At 76.0% G+C, this 19561-nt stretch carries 18 protein-coding genes; 13 read left to right on the top strand and 5 right to left on the bottom strand.

The features are described from left to right. Nucleotides 1-33: 33 nt before the first annotated feature. The 9 genes from H7K62_RS05565 to H7K62_RS05525 all read left to right on the top strand — a co-directional run bounded on the left by H7K62_RS05565 (nt 34) and on the right by H7K62_RS05525 (nt 9202). Complete coding sequence (locus tag H7K62_RS05565) at nt 34-1341, top strand: YncE family protein (RefSeq protein ID WP_222437115.1); 1308 nt, start codon at nt 34-36, stop codon at nt 1339-1341. After that, complete coding sequence (locus H7K62_RS05560) at nt 1338-2189, top strand: polysaccharide deacetylase family protein (RefSeq protein ID WP_186716908.1); 852 nt, start codon at nt 1338-1340, stop codon at nt 2187-2189. The genes H7K62_RS05565 and H7K62_RS05560 overlap by 4 nt, the downstream gene beginning before the upstream one ends. Nucleotides 2190-2233: 44 nt before the next feature. Then, entirely contained in the window at nt 2234-3226 is a 993-nt protein-coding gene (locus H7K62_RS05555; protein WP_186716907.1) for a helix-turn-helix transcriptional regulator, read from the top strand. Beyond that, on the top strand, nt 3223-4350 hold the full coding sequence (locus tag H7K62_RS05550; protein WP_370591623.1) for a helix-turn-helix transcriptional regulator: 1128 nt from the start codon (nt 3223-3225) through the stop codon (nt 4348-4350). Before H7K62_RS05555 ends, H7K62_RS05550 begins: the two co-directional genes overlap by 4 nt. A gap of 85 nt (nt 4351-4435) precedes the next feature. After that, entirely contained in the window at nt 4436-4771 is a 336-nt protein-coding gene (locus tag H7K62_RS05545) for a hypothetical protein (RefSeq protein ID WP_186716906.1), read from the top strand. 67 nt (nt 4772-4838) lie between these two features. After that, on the top strand, nt 4839-5165 hold the full coding sequence (locus tag H7K62_RS05540; RefSeq protein ID WP_186716905.1) for a hypothetical protein: 327 nt from the start codon (nt 4839-4841) through the stop codon (nt 5163-5165). Between the two features lie 94 nt (nt 5166-5259). Then, nucleotides 5260-5538 carry a Sec-independent protein translocase subunit TatA gene (tatA, locus tag H7K62_RS05535; RefSeq protein ID WP_186717082.1) on the top strand — a complete coding sequence of 93 codons (279 nt, stop codon included), beginning with the start codon at nt 5260-5262 and terminating at the stop codon, nt 5536-5538. A 62-nt stretch (nt 5539-5600) separates the two neighbouring features. Next, nucleotides 5601-6422 carry a twin-arginine translocase subunit TatC gene (gene tatC, locus H7K62_RS05530; protein ID WP_370591622.1) on the top strand — a complete coding sequence of 274 codons (822 nt, stop codon included), beginning with the start codon at nt 5601-5603 and terminating at the stop codon, nt 6420-6422. A 59-nt stretch (nt 6423-6481) separates the two neighbouring features. Continuing rightward, on the top strand, nt 6482-9202 hold the full coding sequence (locus tag H7K62_RS05525) for a DEAD/DEAH box helicase (protein WP_186716904.1): 2721 nt from the start codon (nt 6482-6484) through the stop codon (nt 9200-9202). Between the two features lie 102 nt (nt 9203-9304). Here the strand turns inward: H7K62_RS05525 and H7K62_RS05520 are convergent, their stop codons facing one another. Continuing rightward, a complete protein-coding gene (locus tag H7K62_RS05520; protein WP_370591621.1) occupies nt 9305-10348 on the bottom strand; it encodes a 5'-3' exonuclease in 1044 nt (347 codons plus the stop codon). 114 nt (nt 10349-10462) lie between these two features. Between H7K62_RS05520 and H7K62_RS05515 the strand changes: the two genes are divergently transcribed. Genes H7K62_RS05515 through H7K62_RS05505 form a run of 3 tightly spaced genes read left to right on the top strand, consistent with a single transcriptional unit; the run spans nt 10463 to nt 14777 of the window. After that, entirely contained in the window at nt 10463-12190 is a 1728-nt protein-coding gene (locus H7K62_RS05515) for an amidohydrolase (protein ID WP_186716903.1), read from the top strand. Then, nucleotides 12187-13944, top strand: coding sequence for an apolipoprotein N-acyltransferase (lnt, locus tag H7K62_RS05510; protein WP_186716902.1), 1758 nt, complete (start codon nt 12187-12189; stop codon nt 13942-13944). The genes H7K62_RS05515 and lnt overlap by 4 nt, the downstream gene beginning before the upstream one ends. Beyond that, the gene (locus tag H7K62_RS05505; RefSeq protein WP_186716901.1) at nt 13941-14777 is read left to right on the top strand and encodes a polyprenol monophosphomannose synthase; all 837 of its coding nucleotides are present in this window, start codon (nt 13941-13943) and stop codon (nt 14775-14777) included. The genes lnt and H7K62_RS05505 overlap by 4 nt, the downstream gene beginning before the upstream one ends. A gap of 128 nt (nt 14778-14905) precedes the next feature. Here the strand turns inward: H7K62_RS05505 and H7K62_RS05500 are convergent, their stop codons facing one another. Then, complete coding sequence (locus tag H7K62_RS05500) at nt 14906-15256, bottom strand: RNA polymerase-binding protein RbpA (protein WP_186716900.1); 351 nt, start codon at nt 15254-15256, stop codon at nt 14906-14908. 214 nt (nt 15257-15470) lie between these two features. Here H7K62_RS05500 and mmuM point away from each other — a divergent pair, with 214 nt between their 5' ends. Continuing rightward, nucleotides 15471-16481, top strand: coding sequence for a homocysteine S-methyltransferase (mmuM, locus tag H7K62_RS05495; protein ID WP_222437114.1), 1011 nt, complete (start codon nt 15471-15473; stop codon nt 16479-16481). Between the two features lie 26 nt (nt 16482-16507). Here mmuM and H7K62_RS05490 read toward each other — a convergent pair whose 3' ends face one another. The 3 genes from H7K62_RS05490 to H7K62_RS05480 all read right to left on the bottom strand — a co-directional run bounded on the left by H7K62_RS05490 (nt 16508) and on the right by H7K62_RS05480 (nt 19533). Then, nucleotides 16508-17920 carry an MFS transporter gene (locus H7K62_RS05490; RefSeq protein ID WP_370591620.1) on the bottom strand — a complete coding sequence of 471 codons (1413 nt, stop codon included), beginning with the start codon at nt 17918-17920 and terminating at the stop codon, nt 16508-16510. Then, nucleotides 17917-18846 (bottom strand): glycerophosphodiester phosphodiesterase family protein, encoded by a 930-nt coding sequence (locus H7K62_RS05485; RefSeq protein WP_370591619.1) that lies wholly within the window; start codon nt 18844-18846, stop codon nt 17917-17919. Before H7K62_RS05485 ends, H7K62_RS05490 begins: the two co-directional genes overlap by 4 nt. A gap of 75 nt (nt 18847-18921) precedes the next feature. Beyond that, complete coding sequence (locus H7K62_RS05480) at nt 18922-19533, bottom strand: GNAT family N-acetyltransferase (RefSeq protein WP_186716899.1); 612 nt, start codon at nt 19531-19533, stop codon at nt 18922-18924. Between the last annotated feature and the right edge of the window lie 28 nt (nt 19534-19561).

Here is a 19561-nt window from a genome sequence, read left to right as displayed (position 1 = left end):
CCGGCTGTCAGGAAGCACCCCCACAATGCCGCCGTGAGGACTTCCCCCCGCACCCGCGCGTCCCGCCCGCCCCGCCGGGGCCTGCTGCCCGCGCTCGTGCCCGCGCTGGTGCCCGCGCTCCTGATCGCCCTCGCCGGCTGCAGCGCCACCGGGTCCGACCCGGCCGGCAGCGCCAGCAGCGACGCGTCGATGGCGGGCATGGCGGGGATGTCGTCGTCAGCCCCTGCGGCTCCGGGCTCGACGGCCGCCACCTCCACGGCCGCGGCGTCCTCGGCGGGCGTCTACGCCGGCGCGGGTGCCGGGATGCTCTCCGAGACCGCGAAGACGGCCAAGCCGCTGGTGTACGTCCCCAACACCAAGAGCGACACCGTCGACGTGGTCGACCCCACCACCATGGCGGTGCTCAGCAGCTTCCCCGTGGGCCACGAGCCGCAGCACGTGGTGCCCTCCTGGGACGAGAAGACCCTCTGGGTCAACGACGACCTGTCCAACGACCTCTACCCGATCGACCCCACCACCGGCCAGGTCGGCAAGAAGGTCGCCGTGGACGACCCGTACAACCTCTACTTCACCCCCGACGGCAGCTCCGCCATGGTCATGGCCGAGCGCCTGCGCCGGATCGACTTCCGCGACCCGCACACCATGGCCCTGCAGCACTCCCTGCCGGTGCCGTGCGGCGGCGTCAACCACGCCGACTTCAGCGCCGACGGCAGCTTCTTCCTCGCCTCCTGCGAGTTCAGCGGCAAGCTGCTGGTCATCCCCACCGACGGCTCCGCCGTGCGCTCCGTCATCGACCTCAACGCCATCGCCACCCCCGGCGCCAACGACCCCATGGCCGCCCGCATGAGCGGCGTCGGCTCGGAGATGGAGAAGGGGGTCAGCTCCATGCCGCAGGACGTGCGCCTGGCCCCCGACGGCAAGACCTTCCTGGCCGCCGACATGCAGCGCAACGGCACCTGGCTCATCGACGCCGCCACCCAGAAGGTCCGCGGGTTCCTCCACACCGGCAAGGGCGCCCACGGCATCTACCCCAGCCGCGACGCCTCCGTGCTCTACGTCTCCAACCGCGACGAGGGCAGCATCAGCGTGGTCGACGCCGCCACCCTCACCGTGAGGGCCACCTGGCCCATCCCCGGTGGCGGGTCGCCCGACATGGGCGGCGTCAGCGCCGACGGCAGCCAGCTGTGGCTGTCGGGCCGCTACGACGGCGTCGTCTACGTCATCTCCACCGCCGACGGCTCCCTCCTCAAGAAGATCGAGGTCGGCGACGGCCCCCACGGCCTGGCGGTCTGGCCCCAGCCCGGCCAGCACTCCCTCGGACACACCGGGAACATGCGATGAGCCAGCCCCCCGCCCCCCGCCCCAGCCGCCGCACCGCGCTCGCCGCCCTGGCCGCCCTGTCGGCCGGGGGAGCCGCCGCGCTCGCGGGCTGCAGCACCGACGGCACCCCCACCGGCGAGCAGCAGCCGACGACGACGAGCGCCGCCGGCGCGCCGTCCGGCTCCGCCGCCACCTCGACAGCGGCAGCGTCGTCGGCGGCAGCGTCGTCGTCGTCCTCCTCCTCCGCCACGGGGGGCGTGCCGACCGGCGCCGACATCACCGCCGGCCCCGCCACCTCCACCGGTGTGGCGCTGACCTTCCACGGCGCCGGGGACCCGAAGATCACCCAGGACGTGGTCCGGGAGCTGGCCAGCGCCGGGGCGCTCATCACCGTGATGGCCATCGGCACCTGGCTGGCGGAGGACCCGCAGATGGCCAAGCTGCTGCTCGACCACGGGCACGAGCTGGGCAACCACACGTGGAGCCACCGCGACATGCCGTCCCTGTCGGCCGCGGACACCACCGCCGAGGTGCAGCGCGCCGCCGCCGAGCTCAAGGCCCTCACCGGCTCGCCCGGGCGCTGGTTCCGCCCCAGCGCCACCAGCGCCAGCACCCCGCAGATCCGCGCCGCCGCCACGGCCGCCGGGTACGGCGCCTGCCTCATGTACGACGTCGACCCCATGGACAACCGCGACCCGGGCTCGGCGGCCATCACCTCCCGCCTGCTGGGCGCGGTGCGGCCGGGGTCCATCGTCAGCCTGCACCTGGGGCACGCCGGCACCCGCGACGCCCTGCCCGCCGTGCTCGACGGGCTGCGGCAGAAGGGGCTCCAGGCCGTCACGGCCTCCCAGCTGCTGGGCGTCCGGTAGGTGTGCGCTGAGCGGGACCCCCTCGGCGGGGTAGCCTCCCCGCCGTGGCAGCAGCCTCGGGGGACCGCCGGACCGAGCGCCTCCTGAACCTCGTCATCGCCCTGCTGTCCACCCGCACCTGGCTCACCAAGGAGCAGATCCGCAGGGCGGTGCCGCAGTACGAGGACTGCGCCAGCACCGACGCGTTCGACAGGATGTTCGAGCGCGACAAGGAGGAGCTGCGCGAGCTCGGCGTCCCCCTGGTCACCGGCTCGGCGTCGGCCTGGTTCGACGACGAGCAGGGCTACAAGGTCGACCGGGACGCCTACGCCCTGCCCGCGGTGTCCTTCACCCCCGCCGAGCTGGCCGTGCTGTCCCTGGCCGCACGGGTGTGGGCCCAGGCCAGCCTCGCCGGACCCGCCGCCCGCGCCGTCACCAAGCTGCGCGCCCTGGGGGTCGACGTCGACGAGCAGTCCCTCGTCGGCGTCGAGCCCCGCGTCCGCACCGCCGAGCCCGCGTTCGAACCCCTGTACGCCGCAGCGCGGGACCGTCAGCGCGTCACCTTCACCTACCGCCGCCCCGGCGCCGCCGACCCCACCCGCCGCAGCGTGCAGCCCTGGCAGGTCACCTCCTGGCGCGGCCACTGGTACCTCGTCGGCCACGACCTCGACCGCGGCGCCCCCCGCGTGTTCCGCCTGTCCCGCATCGAGGGCACCGTCCGGCGCAGCGGCCCCGCCGGCGCCTACGACGTCCCCGACGACGTCGACGGCCGCGCCATGATCGCCGCCGCCCAGGCCGGCCGCGAGTCCGCCCCCCGCACCGCCCGCCTGCGCCTGGCCCCCCGCGCCGCCGGCCAGCTGCGCCTGCGCGCCGGCGTCCCCGCCGCCGACGCCGACCGCGAGGTGGTCGCCGAGGTGGAGTTCACCGACCCCGAGGAGCTCGCCGCCACCGTGGCCGCCGCCGCCCCCCACGCCGTGGTCCTCGCACCCGACGACGTCCGCGACGCCGTCCTGCGCCGCCTGCGCGGCGTCCTCGCCACGCACGGGGCCCCCCGGTGAGCACGCCCCCGCGTCGCCCCCGCTCCCGCCCACCCGTCCAGGTCTCCGCCGCCGACCGCCTCTCCCGCCTGCTCGCCATGGTCCCCTGGGTGCTCGAGCACCAGGGCGCCCCGCTGGAGGAGGTCGCCCAGCGCTTCGGCATCACCACCGACCAGCTGGTCAAGGACCTCGAGCTCCTCTTCGTCTGCGGCACCCCCGGCCACCTGCCCGACGACCTCATCGAGGCCGACTGGGAGGGCGGCCGCCTCCACATCGGCAACGCCGACGCCATCGCCCGCCCCCTGCGCCTCGGCATCGACGAGGCCCTCGCCCTCATCACCGGCCTGCGCACCCTCCTCGACGTCCCCGGCTTCTCCGCCGGCGAGGAGGACCGCGAGGCCCTCACCGGAGCCCTCGCCAAGCTCACCGAGGCCGCCGGCGAGGCAGCCCACGCCTCCCGCGCGCTCGCGGTCGACCTCACCGGGCGCGCCGGCTCCGGACCCCGCGGCGCCGCGCCCGAGGCGCGACCCCCGGGGGAGGAGGCCGCGGCAGAGGTCCTCGCCACCGCCCGCGAGGCCCTGCGCCACCCCGCCGGACGCCGCCGCCTGCGCCTGCACTACCTCGTCCCCAGCCGCGACGAGACCACCGAGCGCGACGTCGACCCCATGCGCCTGCTCACCGTCGACGGCCGCTGGTACCTCGAGGGCTGGTGCCACCGCGCCGGCGGCGTCCGCCTCTTCCGCGTCGACAGGGTCGTCACCGCCGCCGTCCTGGACGCCGACGGCACCCCGCCGCCGGAGGCCGTCGCCCGCGACGTCGACGAGTCCCTCTTCACCCCCGGCGAGGACGACCTCGTCGTCACCCTCGAGCTGGCGGGGTCCGCCCGCTGGGTGGCCGAGCGCGTGCCGGTGGAGTCGGTCGAAGAGCTCGACGACGACGGCCTGCGCGTCGTCCTGCGCACCCCCGACGACCGCTGGCTGCGCCGGATCCTGCTCCCGCTCGGCGGCGCCGCCGTCGTCGTCGACCCGCCCGAGGTGGCCCAGGGCGTCGCCGAGGCCGCCGCCGCCGCGCTCGCGGCCCACGAGGCGGCGGGGCAGGGGGTCCCCCCAGTGGCCGACGCCCGACCGGAGCATCCGAGCACCTGAACCGTCAAGGGCGTCTGCAGCGGGCCCGATCAGGTCAGTAGCCCCGAGGAGCCGGGGCGTGCGCCTGACGGAAGGACCCGGACCCATGACCACCATCAAGGCCTCATGCCCCACCTGCGGCGACGTCGAGCTGACCCCGCCCCAGGTGCGCCTCGTGGTGTGCACGGTCCCCGCGTGGAGCTTCTACGCCTTCGAGTGCCCCGAGTGCGCCGAGGAGGTCCGCAAGCACGCCACCGACGAGGTCACCCGCCTGCTGACCAGCGGCGGCGTGCCCGCCGAGCACTGGTCGGTGCCCGCCGAGGCCCTCGAGGAGCACACCGGCTCCACCATCAGCTGGGACGACGTCCTCGACTTCACCCTCGCCCTGGAGAGCACCGACGTGGTGGCCGCCGCCACCACCCGCCTGCGCCACCCGGCCTGAGCCCGGCTCCGGGCGGCAGCGCTCCGCCGCCCGGAGCGCGCTGACGACCCACCACTAGCCTGCAGCGATGGGCTGGTGGTGGGTCGCGGTGTTCCTGGGTCTGGGTCTGGCTTCTCTGGTGGTCCTGGGCCTGCTGGCCTGGGGCGTGGTGAAGCGGGGCTTCGCCGTGCTCGGCGCCGTGGGGGAGGCCTCCGCCCGCGCCGGCGAGCTCATGGCGCAGGTCGAGCACCTGCCCACCCAGAAGCCGGCGCACTCCGTCATGGACGACCCGTACGCCCTGCGCGCCCAGCGCCGCCGCGAGCAGGCGAAGCTGCGCAGGAAGCGCGCCCGCCGGGTGGCCGCCCAGCGGGAGGCTCGACGCGAGCAGCTGCGCCTGCGGCGCGCGGTGGGCTGAACCCTCGGCGTACTCCCAGGCGAGGTGCTCCTGCCCGCGCACGGCGCGGGGTTAGAGTGAGCCGATCCCACACCGGAGGTGGACTGTGCGCGCTCTGTTCGACAACCCCGTGCTGCTCGTCGTCGTGCTGCTCCTGGTCGTCCTGCTCTTCGGCGCCAAGCGCCTCCCTGACGCGGCCCGGAGCATCGGCCGCTCGATGCGCATCTTCAAGTCCGAGGTCAAGGAGATGAAGACGGACGACGAGCGCCGTCCGTCCTCGGCGCACGAGAGCGACCCCTCGCGCCCGCTCGAGGGCCGTGTCGTCGACGAGCCGCGCCGCGAGCAGCCGCCGACGCAGCCCTCGTACGACCAGCAGCAGCGCCACTCCGCCTGACACCGCCGTCCCCGCGCTGCGCCCCGCCGGCTCTGCAGACCCCCTGACCGGAGGCTGACCACGTGGCCACGGAGACCCCTCCGCGCCCGCCCAAGCGGCGTGACAACCCCGAGGGGCGGATGCCGCTGCGCGAGCACCTGCTCGAGCTGCGCAAGCGCGTCACCATCGCCGCGATCGCGGTGATCCTCGGGTCGGTCGCAGGGTGGTACTTGTACGACCCGGTGTTCAACTACATCACGGAGCCGATCAAGGCGGCGCAGGCAGCTGGCGAGAAGGTCAGCATCAACTTCGGGCAGGTCGGGTCCGCCTTCGACCTCAAGCTCAAGATGTCGGTCTGGATCGGGATCATCCTGGCCAGCCCCGTCTGGATCTTCGAGCTGTGGGCGTTCATCACGCCCGGCCTGACGAAGAAGGAGCGGCGGTACGCCCTCGGCTTCGTCGCCGTGGCGGTCCCGCTGTTCCTGGCCGGGGTCTACCTGTCCAGCTTCTTCATCCCCAACGTCTTCACCTTCTTCACCTCGTTCACCCCCGAGGGCGGGTCGAACATCATCTCCGCCGACGTGTACCTCGGGTTCGTCATGCGGACGGTGCTGGCCTTCGGCATCGCGTTCCTGCTGCCGGTGGTGCTCGTCGCGCTCAACCTCGCCGGGCTGCTCGCCGGCAGGTCGGTGCTCAAGGCGTGGCGCTGGGTGACGGTGCTGTGCTTCACCTTCGCCGCCGTCGCGACCCCCACCCCGGACATCACCTCGATGTTCCTGCTCGCCCTGCCGATGCTGGCGCTCTTCGCGATCGCCATCGCCGTCTGCATGCTCAACGACAAGCGCCGCGCCAAGGGAGACCCGCAGTACGCGGGCCTGTCCGACGACGAGGCCAGCGCGCTCTGACCGCGTCGCCCCGGCGGCTGCGCCGGGGCGCCGTCCCCGGGGCCGCATAGGCTCGGTGCATGGCAGTGCCGTCGTCTTCGGGGTCGTCACCGGCGGAGCGGTTCGCCGCGGCGAAGGCCCGCGCCCAGCGGGAGCGCAAGCTCCAGACCAGCGAGCTGGGCCGGTTCCGCGAGCTGCTCGGCTTCGACCTCGACGACTTCCAGCTGCGGGCCTGCGAGGCCCTGGAGGCCGGGCGCGGGGTGCTCGTGGCGGCTCCCACCGGCGCCGGGAAGACGGTGGTGGGCGAGTTCGCCGTCCACCTGGCCCTCGCCTCGGGGCGCAAGGCGTTCTACACCACCCCCATCAAGGCCCTCAGCAACCAGAAGCACGCCGAGCTGGCAGAGCGCTTCGGCGCCGAGCAGGTGGGCCTGCTCACCGGTGACACCTCCGTCAACGGCGACGCCCCCGTCGTCGTCATGACCACCGAAGTGCTGCGCAACATGCTCTACGCGGGCTCCCCGGCCCTGGAGGGGCTCGCGCACGTGGTCATGGACGAGGTGCACTACCTCGCTGACCGCGCCCGTGGCGCCGTGTGGGAGGAGGTGATCATCCACCTGCCCGACGACGTCCTCATCACCTCGCTGAGCGCCACCGTCAGCAACGCCGAGGAGTTCGGCGACTGGCTGGCCACCGTCCGCGGGACCGTGGACGTGGTGGTCTCCGAGCACCGCCCCGTGCCGCTGTGGCAGCACGTCATGGTGGGCACCCGCGTGGTGGACCTCTTCACCGAGCGCGAGGCGGGCCACAGCGGCGGCCGTCCTGTGCCCAGCCGGCGCGGCACAGCCCCGGCCGAGCCGAGCACGCAGCTGGAGGTCAACCCCGAGCTGGTGCGCATGTCCCGCGAGGACGTCCACCGCGGGGGCGGCCCCGGTGGGCGCGGCGGACGAGCCCACCCGGGGCGCCGGCCCCCGCGCGGCGGCCAGCGCTCCCCGGCGGTGCGCGCCCGCGTGCACGCCGCGTCCCGGGCGGAGGTGCTGGCCGAGCTGGAGGAGGCGCACCTGCTGCCGGCCATCCTCTTCGTCTTCTCCCGCAACGGCTGCGACGCCGCCGTGCGCCAGTGCGTGGCCGCCGGGGTGCGCCTGACCACCGATGCCGAGCGCCGCGAGATCCGCGCCGTGGTGGAGGAGCGCTGCGCCGCCCTGCCCGACGTCGACCTGGCGGTGCTGGGCTACTGGGACTGGCTCGACGGGCTCTCCCGGGGCGTGGCGGCCCACCACGCGGGCATGCTGCCCACCTTCAAGGAGGTGGTGGAGGACCTGTTCGCCCGCGGTCTGGTGAAGGCCGTCTTCGCCACCGAGACCCTGGCGCTGGGCATCAACATGCCCGCGCGGTGCGTGGTCATCGAGAAGCTGGTGAAGTTCAACGGCGAGTCCCATGTGGACGTCACGCCCGGGGAGTACACCCAGCTCACCGGCCGCGCGGGCCGGCGCGGCATCGACGTGGAGGGCCACGCGGTGGTGCTGTGGCAGCCCGGGCTCGACGCCGAGGGCGTCGCCGGTCTGGCCTCCACCCGCACGTACCCGCTGCGCTCGAGCTTCCGGCCGACCTACAACATGGCCGTCAACCTCGTCGCGCAGGTGGGCCGGGCGCGGGCCCGCGAGGTGCTGGAGACCTCCTTCGCGCAGTTCCAGGCCGACCGCGGCGTGGTGGGCCTGGCCCGCCAGGCCCGCACCCAGTCCGAGGGGCTGGCCGGCTACGCCGAGGCCATGACGTGCCACCTGGGCGACTTCTCCGAGTACGCCGCGCTGCGCCGCCGCATCGGCGAGCTCGAGGGCGAAGGAGCACGACGACGCCGTCGCGGCCCCGTGGAGGAGCTGTCGCTGCGCGGCGCGGAGGCCCGGCAGAAGGGCGGGGTGAGCGACCAGGCCGACCAGCGGCGCCCGCTGCGCGACGACCAGGTGGCCGCCGAGGTCGCCCGGCTGCGCCGCCAGATGCGCCAGCACCCCTGCCACGGCTGCCCAGACCGCGAGGACCACGCCCGCTGGGCCGAGCGCTGGGAGCGCCTGCGCAAGGAGCACGAGGGCGTGCTGGCGCGCATCGAGTCCCGCACCGGCACCATCGCCCGGACCTTCGACAGGGTCTGCGACCTCCTCGTCGAGCTGGGCTACCTCGAGCCCGTGGCGCCCTCCTCAGACCTCCTCGACGACGACGACGCGCGTCCCGGGGAACTGCCCGGGGAGCTGCGCGTGACGCCGGCGGGGCAGGTGCTGCGCCGGGTCTACGCCGAGAAGGACCTCCTCGTGGCCGAGTGCCTGCGCTCGGGGGCGTGGGCGTCCCTCGATGCGGCCGGGCTCGCCACGGTGCTGTCCTCCATCGTCTACGAGGCGCGCCGCGAGGAGGGGCCGCCGGCGGCCCACACCCCCGGCGGGCACGCCGTCTCGCAGGCCCTGTCCGCCACCGTGCGGGCGTGGTCGCAGCTGTCTGACGCCGAGGAGGACCACCACCTGCGGCCCACCGGCGAGCCCGATCTCGGGCTCGTCTGGCCGGTGCACCGCTGGTGCCGCGGGGCCTCCCTGGACGCCGTGCTCGACGCGGCCCGGGGCCCGGTCGACCTCGCCGCGGGCGACTTCGTCCGGTGGGCCCGCCAGCTGCTGGACCTGCTCGACCAGGTGGTGGTGGTGGCCTCCCGGGCCGGGACGGACGAGGGCGACGCCCTCGCGCGGACCGCCCGCCAGGCCATCGCCCTGGTCGACCGCGGTGTGGTGACCTACTCGGCCGGCTCCGCGGCCCGCACCGCCTGACCGGCCCTCGACCTGGCGCTGACCAGCACGGACGGCCGACCTTCACCCTCAGGTCGAGCCTCAACCCTCACGTGAGGGTTGAGGTGTGAGGATGGGGCGGGGTCAGCGGGTGAGGGCGGCGACGAGGCGCTCGGCGGGGGAGCGGGCGCCCCACCGCTCGGCCAGGGACGCGACGGCGGCCTCGTCGAGCCGCCCCGGCTCCGGCTCGGGCACGGAGGCGGCGTCGACCCCGGCGGCGTCGTCGCCGAAGGGCTCGACCACCTCCCCGTGGCGCAGCACGCGCACCACGCGCGGGGCGACGTCGAGGTAGTCCGCGGCCTCCGCCAGGCGCCGGCGCTGGGACGGGGTGATCCCGGACGCGGAGCTATCGCCGGAGAGAGCCGCCTCGAGGACGCCCAGCAGGTCGCCGTGGCGGCGCAGCAGGCTCGCCGCGGTCTTCTCCCCGATGCCGGCCACCCCTGGCAGCCCGTCGCTGGGGTCCCCGCGCAGCACGGCGAGGTCGGCGTAGGCGCCGCCGGGGTCTCGAGCGGGCAGGTCGTACCGCTCGGCCAGGGCGGCGCCGTCGAGCACCTCGGCCTTGCCGACGCCCTTGCCGATCCACACCACGCGCACGCCGGCGCCGCCGTGGGCGCGGTCGTCGACGAGCTGCAGGAGGTCGCGGTCACCGCTGACGACGTCGACGCCAGTGGCGCCGCCGCTGCCCGACGGGCGGGGGCGGGTGGCGAGGACGCCGGCGACGTCGTCCGCCTCGCACGCGGGTGCCCCGACCCGGGGCACGCCGAGGGCGGCGAGCAGGTCGGCGATGGCGTCGGCCTGGGCGGGCAGGTGCTCGGGCACCTCCTCGCTGCTCGGCCCGCCGGCTGACGGGCCCTGCGCGGCCACCCGGTGGGTCTTGTAGGAGCTGATGCGCGCGACGCGCCAGGCGGGGCGCCAGTCGTCGTCCCAGCAGGCGACGACGGACGCGGGCCGGAACCTCTCCACGAGGGTGGCCGTCATGTCCAGGAAGCCGCGCACCGCGCCGCTCGGGGTGCCGTCGGGTGCCGTCACCGAGGAGGGGATGGCGTAGAAGGCGCGGAAGTAGAGCGTGGCGGCGTCGAGCAGCAGGACGCGCTGGCCGGCCTGCTGGCTCGTCGAGGGGTCGGGCACGGCGGCCAGCGTAGGGGAGGGCGGCCAGCAGGCTGATAACAGAACCAAGCGGACGCCGGTGGACGGGTAGCAGGGGGCGGGAGGGCTCCCAGGCGACGGCGGCAGAATGAGGCGGTGAGCGACCCCACCGCCGCCGCTGCCCCCGGTGACGCGCCCTCGCGCGTCCTCTACCGCGGCGGCAGCGTCTACTCCCCGGCCGACCCGTTCGCCACGGCCGTGCTCGTGGACGGCGCCACCGTCGCCTGGGTGGGCTCGGACGAGGCCGCCGACGCCCAGGCCTCCCGCTCCCGTGCTGCCGGGGAGCCCCTGGCCGTGGTGGAGCTGGACGGGGCGCTGGTGACGCCCGCCTTCGTCGATGCCCACGTCCACACCACCGAGACCGGGCTGGCGATGGCCGGCGTGGACCTCACCGGCGCCCGCAGCCTGACCGACGCGCTGGACCGCGTGGCCCGCGCGGCCGCCGAGCACCCCGGGGAGCCCGTGCTCGGGCACGGCTGGGACGAGACCGGGTGGCCCGAGCGCCGACCCCCGACGGCCGCCGAGCTGGAGCGGGCCGCGGGAGCGGGCACGGAGGTCCACCTCTCGCGCGTGGACGTGCACTCCGCCGTCATCTCCCCGGCGCTGGCCGCCCGCGCCGGGCTCGCCGAGGCCGGGAGGGTGGAGCGCGAGGCCCACCACGCCGCCCGCGACGCCGTGCACCGCCGGCTGCGCGAGGACCCCGCCCGCCGTCGCCAGCTGCAGCACAGCGCGCTGCGGGCCGCGGCGGCCGCGGGCATCGGCAGCGTCCACGAGTGCTCCGCGCCGCACGTCGGCTCCCACGACGACCTGCGCGACCTCGTCGAGCTCACCTCGGGCGCGGTCACGGGCGCGGTGCCGGAGGAGCTGGCCCTGCCGGAGGTGCTGGCCCTGTGGGGGGAGCTGGTGCCCGACGCCGATGCCGCCCGCGACCTGGCGGCGCAGCTCGCGCTGCCCGCCGGGACGCTGCTGGGGTTCGGCGGGGACCTGTGCGTGGACGGCGCCCTCGGCTCGCGGACGGCCCTGCTGCGCGAGCCCTACGCCGACCTCGACGCCGCCGGCCCCGGCTCTCGCGGCCACGGCTACCTCGACGTCGCCGCCCTGCGCGACCACGTGATCGCCTGCACCCGCGCCGGCCTCCAGGCCGGTGTCCACGCCATCGGCGACGCCGGCCTCGACCTGGCCCTGGAGGCCCTCTCCGCCGCGGCCGAGGTCCTGGCCGCCGAGGGGGCGCCGCCGCTGGCGGCCTCGCGCCACCGGATCGAGCACGCGGTGGCCGTGGACGCCGCCGGCATCGCCACCATGGCCCGCCTGGGCCTGGTGGCCAGCGTCCAGCCCGCCTTCGACGCCGCCTGGGGCGGCGCGGACGGCGTCTACGCCGCCAGGCTGGGCCGTGAGCGGGCCCTCGCGCTGCACCCCTTCGCCGCCCTCGCCGCGGCGGGGGTGCCGCTGGCGCTGGGCTCGGACAGCCCCGTCACGCCGTTCGCCCCCTGGGAGGCGGTGCGCGCCGCCGCGTTCCCGCACGTGCGCGAGCACGCCGTCTCCGCCCGCGCGGCGTTCCTGGCCTCCACCCGCGGCGGCTGGCGCGCGGCCCGCCGCGACGGCGAGGGGGCGCTGGTGCCCGGCGGCGCGGCGACCCTGGCCGTCTGGGAGCCCTCCTCCGACCTCGTGGTGCAGGCCCCCGACGACAGGTTCCAGGCCTGGAGCACCGACGCCCGCTCCGGCACCCCGGGCCTGCCCGACCTCACCCCCGGCACTCCCGCCCCCCGCTGCCTGCGCACCCTGGTGCGCGGGCGCACCGCCCACGACGCGGGCGTGCTGGCATGACCCCGGTGACCGGGCCGGCGCTGCGGGCCCGCTGGGCCGTGCCGGTGGCCGTGGGCGCGGGGCTGCTGCTGTACCTGGCCTTCCCCGGGCACGACCTGTGGTACCTCGCCCCGCTCGGCGTGGGGGCGCTGCTGGCCGCCGTCACCGGGAGGCGCACCTGGCGGGCCGCGGGGCTGGGCCTGCTGACCGGTCTGGCCTTCTTCCTCCCGCTGGTCTCGTGGTCGGGCATCTACCTGGGCCTCATCGCCTGGATCCCGCTGTCGGTGGCGTGCGCGCTGTCGGTGGCCGTCGCCGGGGTGCTCATGGCGTGGACCTCGCGCCTGCGCTGGCCCCTGGCTGGTGCGCGCCCCCTGCCCACCGCGCTGCTGCGCGCGGTGACCGCGGCGGGCGCCTGGACCGCGGTGGAGGCCGGCTTCGCCCGCTGGCCCTTCGGGGGGTTCGGCTGGGGACGGCTGGCCTTCAGCCAGGCCGACGCCCCCACCCTCGGGCTGGCGGCGCTGGGTGGCGCCCCGCTGGTGTCCTTCGCGGTGGCCGTGGCGGGTGCGCTGCTGGCCCAGGCGCTGCTCGGCCTTCCTGGCCGGGGTCCCGCGGCGATGGCGGCGACAGCGGCGACAGCGGGGACCGCCCGCCAGCCCCGCGCCGTCGTCGTCCCGCTCACCGCCGCGGTCGCGGCTCTGGCGGTGAGCGCCGTCGGGGCCCTGGTGCCCCGACCCACCGCGGCCCAGGACGGCGACCTGTCCGTCGCCGCCGTGCAGGGGAACGTGCCGCGCGCGGGGCTGGAGTTCAACGCCCAGCGCCGCGCGGTGCTCGACAACCACGTCAAGGGCACCTTGGAGCTGGCCCAGCGGGTGCGGGCCGGGCAGGCGCCGGCTCCGCAGCTGGTGGTGTGGCCGGAGAACTCCTCCGACATCGACCCGCTGCGCAACGCCGACGCCAACTCCGAGATCCAGGCCGCAGCCGACGCGGTCGAGGCACCCATCGTGCTCGGCGCGGTGCTGCTGGGTGAGGAGCCGGGCACCGTGAAGAACACCTCCCTGGTGTGGGAGCCGGACGGCACCACCCGCGACGGGCTGGGGGGCGTCGGCGGGGTGGCCGGCGCCTACGACAAGCGCCACCCGGTGCCGTTCGCGGAGTACATCCCCTACAAGTCCTTCTTCCGCCTCATCACCTCCAAGGTCGACCTCGTGACGGCGCAGTTCGTCCCCGGGGACCGCGTGGGCCGCCTGGACGCCGGCGGCGCGAAGCTGGGCGTGATGATCTGCTTCGAGGTGGTCGAGGACGGCCTCGTGGACGACACCGTCGACGACGGCGCCGACCTGCTGGTGGTCCAGACCAACAACGCCACGTTCGGGTACTCCGACGAGAACGTCCAGCAGCTGGCGATGTCGCGGCTGCGGGCCGTCGAGCACGGCCGCGCCGTCGTCCACGTCTCCACCGTCGGCACCAGCGCCCTGGTGATGCCCGACGGCGCCCTCGTGGACCCCACGCGGCTGTACACCCCGGCCGTCATCTCCGGCCAGGTGCCGCTGCGCACGTCGCTGACGGTGGCCGACCGGGTCCGGCAGGCGGGGGTCCCCGTGGAGGGGCTGCTGTCCCTGCTGGGTCTGCTCGGAGCCGCAGGGGGGCTGCTGCTGGGCCGCCGCGACGCCCAGAGCGCCCGGACCGCTCAGAGCTCCCAGAGCCCTGAGGGTGACGACGACGGCGACGGCAGCGGGCCCGTCCCGGAGCCCGTCCGCCGCGAACCCGTCGCGTGAGCGCGCAGGAGCGGGTGCTGGTCATCACCCCCACGTACGACGAGCGCGAGTCGCTGCCGGTGACGCTGGCGCGGCTGCGCAGCGCCGTCCCGTGGGCGGACGTGCTCGTGGTGGACGACGGCAGCCCCGACGGCACCGGGCAGATCGCCGACGCGCTCGCGGCGCAGGACAGCGCCGTCCACGTGCTGCACCGCCCCCGCAAGAGCGGGCTCGGCGGGGCCTACACCGCGGGGTTCACCTGGGGCCTGGAGCGCGGGTACGCCGTGCTGGTGGAGATGGACGCCGACGGCTCCCACGCCCCCGAGCAGCTCCCCTGGCTGCTCGCGGCAGTCGGGGTGCGTGCACCCGCCGGTGCGGCGGGTGCGAACGGCGCGGACGTCGAGCTCCCGCTGGGCGGCGCCGACCTCGCGCTCGGCTCGCGGTGGGTGCCCGGCGGCCGGGTGGTCGACTGGCCGCTGACCCGCCAGCTGCTCTCCCGCGGCGGCAACACCTGGGCCCGCTGGGCCATGGGCGTCCCCCTGCGCGACGCCACCGGTGGCTTCCGCGCCTACCGCGCCCGCGCCCTGCACGCCGTGGACCTGCCCTCGGTCCGCTCGGAGGGGTACTGCTACCAGCTCGACCTGGCCGCCCGGGTGGTCCGCGCCGGGCTGGTGGTGGTGGAGGTGCCCATCACCTTCACCGAGCGCGCCGCCGGCGCCAGCAAGATGAGCAGGGCGATCGTCGTCGAGGCCCTCCTGCGCACCACCGCGTGGGGAGCGCGCCGCCGGGCCGACCAGCTGGGCGACCTCGCCCGCAGCGTCCGGACACGGCGACGGGCCGGCCTCCCCCGGTAGGGGGAGGTCCGGCCCGTTCCCAGGGGACCCGCGGGGTCGAGGCCCTCACCCGGGTCCGTACGGCGCGGCGACCACGAGGCCCTGGGAAGAGGCCCCCGGCGCACGCCGCACGGGGCGGCGGCGCAGCGTCAGGCGCTGCGCCGCTGGTGCAGGGTGCCGTTGCGCAGCTTGGTGAGCCGCTCCTCCAGCAGCACCTCCAGGTCAGCCACGGAGCGGCGCTCCAGCAGCATGTCCCAGTGGGTGCGGGCCGGCTTGGTGGGCTTGACCTCGGGGGCCTCGCCGTTGCGCAGCAGCGCCTCGGCACCGCAGCGGCACTCCCACACGGCCGGCACGTCGGCCTCCGCCGCGAACGGCAGCTGCGTCACGTGTCCCTGGGGGCACTCGTACACGGCCAGCTGGCGCGGCGCCAGCTCGACACCGTCCTCGCTCTCCATGCTCGAACCACCCAGACGCGTCCCGCGCAGGCTCCTGTCACTCATGCTGTCCTCCAGTCGCTGTCCACGCCGGTGTCCCCTCGACGTCGGCCCGGCGTCGGCGTCGTTCCGCGCCCGGGTGCCACGGGGGTCGAGCCGCACGCTCGACCGCCTGCCGCAGCAGCCGCTACCCCTGAGACAACGGCCCACTACCCCGTTCTGTTCCCTTCTGTCGCGGGCGATCCGACGCTGGGTGTGATCCCGGTGACACCCTGTCCCCGTGGTCACACCCGACGTTCGACACGAGGCACCCGAGGGACTGCTCACCGCGGCGCTCGCGGAGGGTCCCGTCCTGCTCGACGGCGGCCTGTCCACCGAGCTCGAGGCCCGCGGCCACGACGTCTCCTCGGCCCTGTGGTCGGCCCGGCTCCTCCTCGACGACCCCGCCGCCGTGGTCGCGGCCCACGCCGCCTTCGCCCGGGCCGGCGCCCGCGTGCTCACCACCGTCAGCTACCAGGCCACCCTGCCCGGCCTGCTCGCCGCCGGGCTGGACCGCACCAGCGCCGAGCGCGCCATCACCTCCTCGGTCGACCTGGCCCGCCAGGGCCTCGCGCTCGCGGGCGCTGCGGGCTGGGTGGCCGGGTCCGTCGGCCCGTACGGGGCCCACCTCGCCGACGGCTCGGAGTACACCGGCGCCTACCTGTCCGCCGGCCAGTCCACCGGCGCGTCCGCCGGCGAGGGGCGCGTGGACGAGCGCGCCCTGCGCGCCCACCACCGCCCCCACCTGCAGCTGCTCGCGCAGGCCGGTGCGGACGTCATCGCCTGCGAGACGCTGCCCGGCGCCGCCGAGGTCGAGGCCCTGCTGCCCGAGCTGGAGGAGCTGGGGGTGCCCGCGTGGGTCTCGCTCAGCGCCGTGGTGGACGAGGCGGGGGTGGTCCGCACCCGCCGCGGCGAGCCGGTCGGGCCGGTGCTGGCGGCGGCCGCGGGAGTGGGCTGCGTGCTGGGCGTGGGGGTGAACTGCCTCGATCCGGCGGCGGTGCTGCCGGCGCTGCTCCAGGCCGGGGCGGCGGTTCCCGCCCGGGAGGCGGTGCTGGTCGCCTACCCCAACAGCGGGGAGGCGTGGGACGCGGCGGCCCGCACCTGGTCCGGCGCCGGCACCGACGCCGACGGTGCCGGCGATGAGGGTGTCGCCGCGTGGGTGGCTGCGGGGGCGCGGCTGGTCGGCGGCTGCTGCAGGGTGCGCCCGCACCACACGGCCCGGACTGCCGCCGTCCTGACCTCCCTGGGCTGACCTGCCAGCGGCAGGTCAGCGGCTGGTCAGGCCGCCTGGGCCTGGGCGCGCCCCCTCTCGACGTCCACCCGCAGCAGCAGGACCCCGCCGACCACGAAGAACACCACCAGCGAGGCGATCGCCGGCCGGTAGGAACCGGTCAGCTGGAACACCAGTCCGAACACCAGGGTCCCCAGCCAGCTCGTGCCGCGCTCGGCGGACTGGTACAGCCCGAACCACTCGGCCTCCCGGCCCAGCGGCACCAGCTGGCTGAACACCGACCGCGACAGCGCCTGCGTCCCCCCGAGCACCAGCCCGATCCCCGCCGCCAGCGCCAGGAACAGCCCGAAATCGCCCGCCGGGATGAGCATCCCGGCCACCACCACCGCCACCCACACCACGAGGCTGCCCAGGATCGTGGCCCGCGCCGACGTGCGCTGCGCGACCCAGCCCGCGGCCAGCGCCCCCAGCAGCGCCACCACCTGCACCAGCAGGATCGCCACCACCAGCTGGGAGGAGGCGAACCCCAGCTGCTGCTGGCCGTAGACGCTCGCGGCCGCGATCACCGTCTGCACCCCGTCGTTGAAGAACAGGTAGGCCACGAGGAACAGCAGGGTCTGCGGGAACGCCGGCGCCCCCCGCAGGGTGCGCACCAGCTGCCCCAGCGAGCCCGCCACCACGCCGGCCGTGCTCTGCGGAGGCTCGCCCTCCGGACCGGGCAGGACGACGACGGCGGGGGCGCCGTCCAGCCGGCGCAGCCCCAGGTGCGGCACCAGCGTGAACACCCCCCACCACAGGCCCGCGCTGAGCAGCGACACCCGCACGGCGGCGGCCTCGTCCAGGCCCAGGGCGTCGGCCTGGGCCAGCAGCACCAGGTTGGCCGCCAGCAGCACCGCCCCACCGGCGTACCCCAGCGCCCAGCCGCGGCTGGAGACCCGGTCCCGCTCGGCGGGACCGGCCAGGCGCACCAGCAGGGAGTCGTAGACCACCAGGGACGCCCCCAGGCACAGGCTCGCCACCAGCTGCAGCACCACCCCCAGCACCCAGCGGTCCCCGGCCACGAACACCATCGACGCCGCCGCGGCCGCTCCCACCCAGGCGAAGCCGGTCATGAGCCGCCGCGGGGAGCGGGACCTGTCGGCCACCGCGCCCACCGCCGGCAGCACCAGCGCCGACAGCAGCGTCGCGAAGGTCACCACGTACAGCGCCAGCGACCCCGGCGCCACGGGGACCCCCAGCACGTCCAGCGGCACCGGGCACGTGGTGACGCCGTCGCGCACCACCTGCCCGACACCGTCCGGGCACGCCGCCGCCTGCGCGACGGCCGTGAGGTAGGGGGAGAACAGCACTGTCGCCGTCGTGGTGACGTAGGCGGAGTTCGCCCAGTCGTAGACGTACCAGGCGCGGCGGGCGCGGCCCAGCTGCCGCGGCGTCAGGCCGGTGGCCACCTGCGCGCTCACGGGCGCACCCCCTCGTCGTCGTCGTCGTCCTGGTGCTGGTGCTCGTCCTCGTGCGGCGGCCAGGCGCCGCGTTCGCGCAGGACGTCCCGGACGGCGGCGGCGTCGTCGGTGACTACCCCGTCCACCCCCATGTCGAACAGGTGTTCCATCTGGTGCGGGTCGTCGACGGTCCACACGTGCACCACCAGCCCCGCCGAGTGCGCCGCGTCCACCAGCGCCGGTGTCACCAGGTGCACCTGGTCGCCGAGGACCCGGGACAGGGGCGCGGGCACGGCGTGGCTGGTGGGCACCTGCAGGGCGTCGGCACCCACCAGCGCCCGCAGCGCCCGGCCCCGCAGCCCCAGCCGGGCGCCCACGAGGAAGCGCGCCACCCCGCCCGTGCCCGCGGAGCTGGTCACGGCCACCCCGCGCCGCGCCAGGCCCGCCACCACCGCGCGCCGGCGGGCGTCGGAGAAGGACGCCACGCACACCCGCGACGCGTCCCGCGGCCGGGCCGCCAGCAGCTCCACCAGCGGGCCGACGGCGCCCACCTCCTTGACGTCCACGTTGAGGCGCACCCGGGGACGCGTGCCGGCCCAGGCGTCCAGCAGGTCCGTCAGGCGCACCGGCGCGTGGTCGGTCACCGCACCGCCGGCGTCCCGCAGCCGCAGTTCGCACACCTGTTCCCACGTGCGGGCCGCCAGGGGGCCGGAGCCGTCCGTGGTGCGGTCCAGCGTCGGGTCGTGCAGCGCCACCAGCACCCCGTCGGCGGTGGCGTGCACGTCCGTCTCCAGCACCCGGTGGCCCATCGCCAGGGCGGCCTCGAAGGCCGCCAGGGAGTTCTCCGGGTGCTCCGCGCCACCGCGGTGCGCCAGGCCCAGCGGTCCGCGCAGGCCCAGGAACGCGGGCGCGGCAGGGGGAGGCGGGCTCAGGGGCGGGCCTGTCACCCGCGCAGTGTGGCGCAGCCGGGCCCAGGAGCGGAGCGGCTCAGACCCGCGAGGGGTGTCCGGCCGGTGAACTCCTCACCGCCGGAGCCCGAGCGAGGACCTGGCGAGGCGGTAGCGGACCTCGGTGAAGGCGATCCCCGGCACGTCCCCGCTGCCGGGGCGCTCGTCCCGGCGGCGCGCGCCGTCCTCGACCCACCCCTGGTGGGCGTAGAACCGACGGGCCCGCGCGTTGTCCTCCAGCGCCCACAGCACCGGAGCGGCGTCCTCCCGACCCTCGTGGCGCTGCCGACCCACCTGGGCCAGCTGCCCGACGGCTGCCGCCAGCAGCGCACCCCCGGCGCCGCGGCCCCACGCGTCCGGGTGCACGTACAGCGCGTACACCTCTCCGGCGCTCGCGGGCACGTCGTCGTCGCGGGCGGGGCCGAACGCCGCGAAGCCGTCCACGCCGTCGTCGTCTCGATCGTCGTCGAGACGAGCTGCGACGTGCACCAGCACCGCCAGGCCGCCGGAGATGTTCTGGGCCCACCGCTGCTCGTGGGCGTCCACGTCGAGGGCGTCGAGGTAGGCCTGCGGGAAGAGGCCGCGGTACCCGGTCCGCCAGCCGGCCACGTGCACCTCGGCGACGGCGCGGGCGTCCTCAGCGCGAGCGGGTCTCACCACACCGGTGTCGTCCACCTGATCAGCCATCCGGTCATCGTGCCCGGGCGGGCAGGGG

The sequence above is a fragment of the Quadrisphaera sp. RL12-1S genome, assembly GCF_014270065.1.
In the GTDB taxonomy this organism is placed as follows: Bacteria; Actinomycetota; Actinomycetes; order Actinomycetales; family Quadrisphaeraceae; genus Quadrisphaera.
The sequence above is the reverse complement of the archived record's forward strand: the minus strand, read 5'-3'. Positions and strand labels throughout refer to the sequence as shown.

Coding starts and splice junctions, on each gene's coding strand:
- H7K62_RS05560 (WP_186716908.1), top strand. CDS start 1,338: ATGAGCCAGCCCCCCGCCCCCCGCCCCAGCCGCCGCACCGCGCTCGCC.
- H7K62_RS05545 (WP_186716906.1), top strand. CDS start 4,436: ATGACCACCATCAAGGCCTCATGCCCCACCTGCGGCGACGTCGAGCTG.
- H7K62_RS05540 (WP_186716905.1), top strand. CDS start 4,839: ATGGGCTGGTGGTGGGTCGCGGTGTTCCTGGGTCTGGGTCTGGCTTCT.
- H7K62_RS05525 (WP_186716904.1), top strand. CDS start 6,482: ATGGCAGTGCCGTCGTCTTCGGGGTCGTCACCGGCGGAGCGGTTCGCC.
- lnt (WP_186716902.1), top strand. CDS start 12,187: ATGACCCCGGTGACCGGGCCGGCGCTGCGGGCCCGCTGGGCCGTGCCG.
- H7K62_RS05500 (WP_186716900.1), bottom strand. CDS start 15,256: ATGAGTGACAGGAGCCTGCGCGGGACGCGTCTGGGTGGTTCGAGCATG.
- H7K62_RS05480 (WP_186716899.1), bottom strand. CDS start 19,533: ATGGCTGATCAGGTGGACGACACCGGTGTGGTGAGACCCGCTCGCGCT.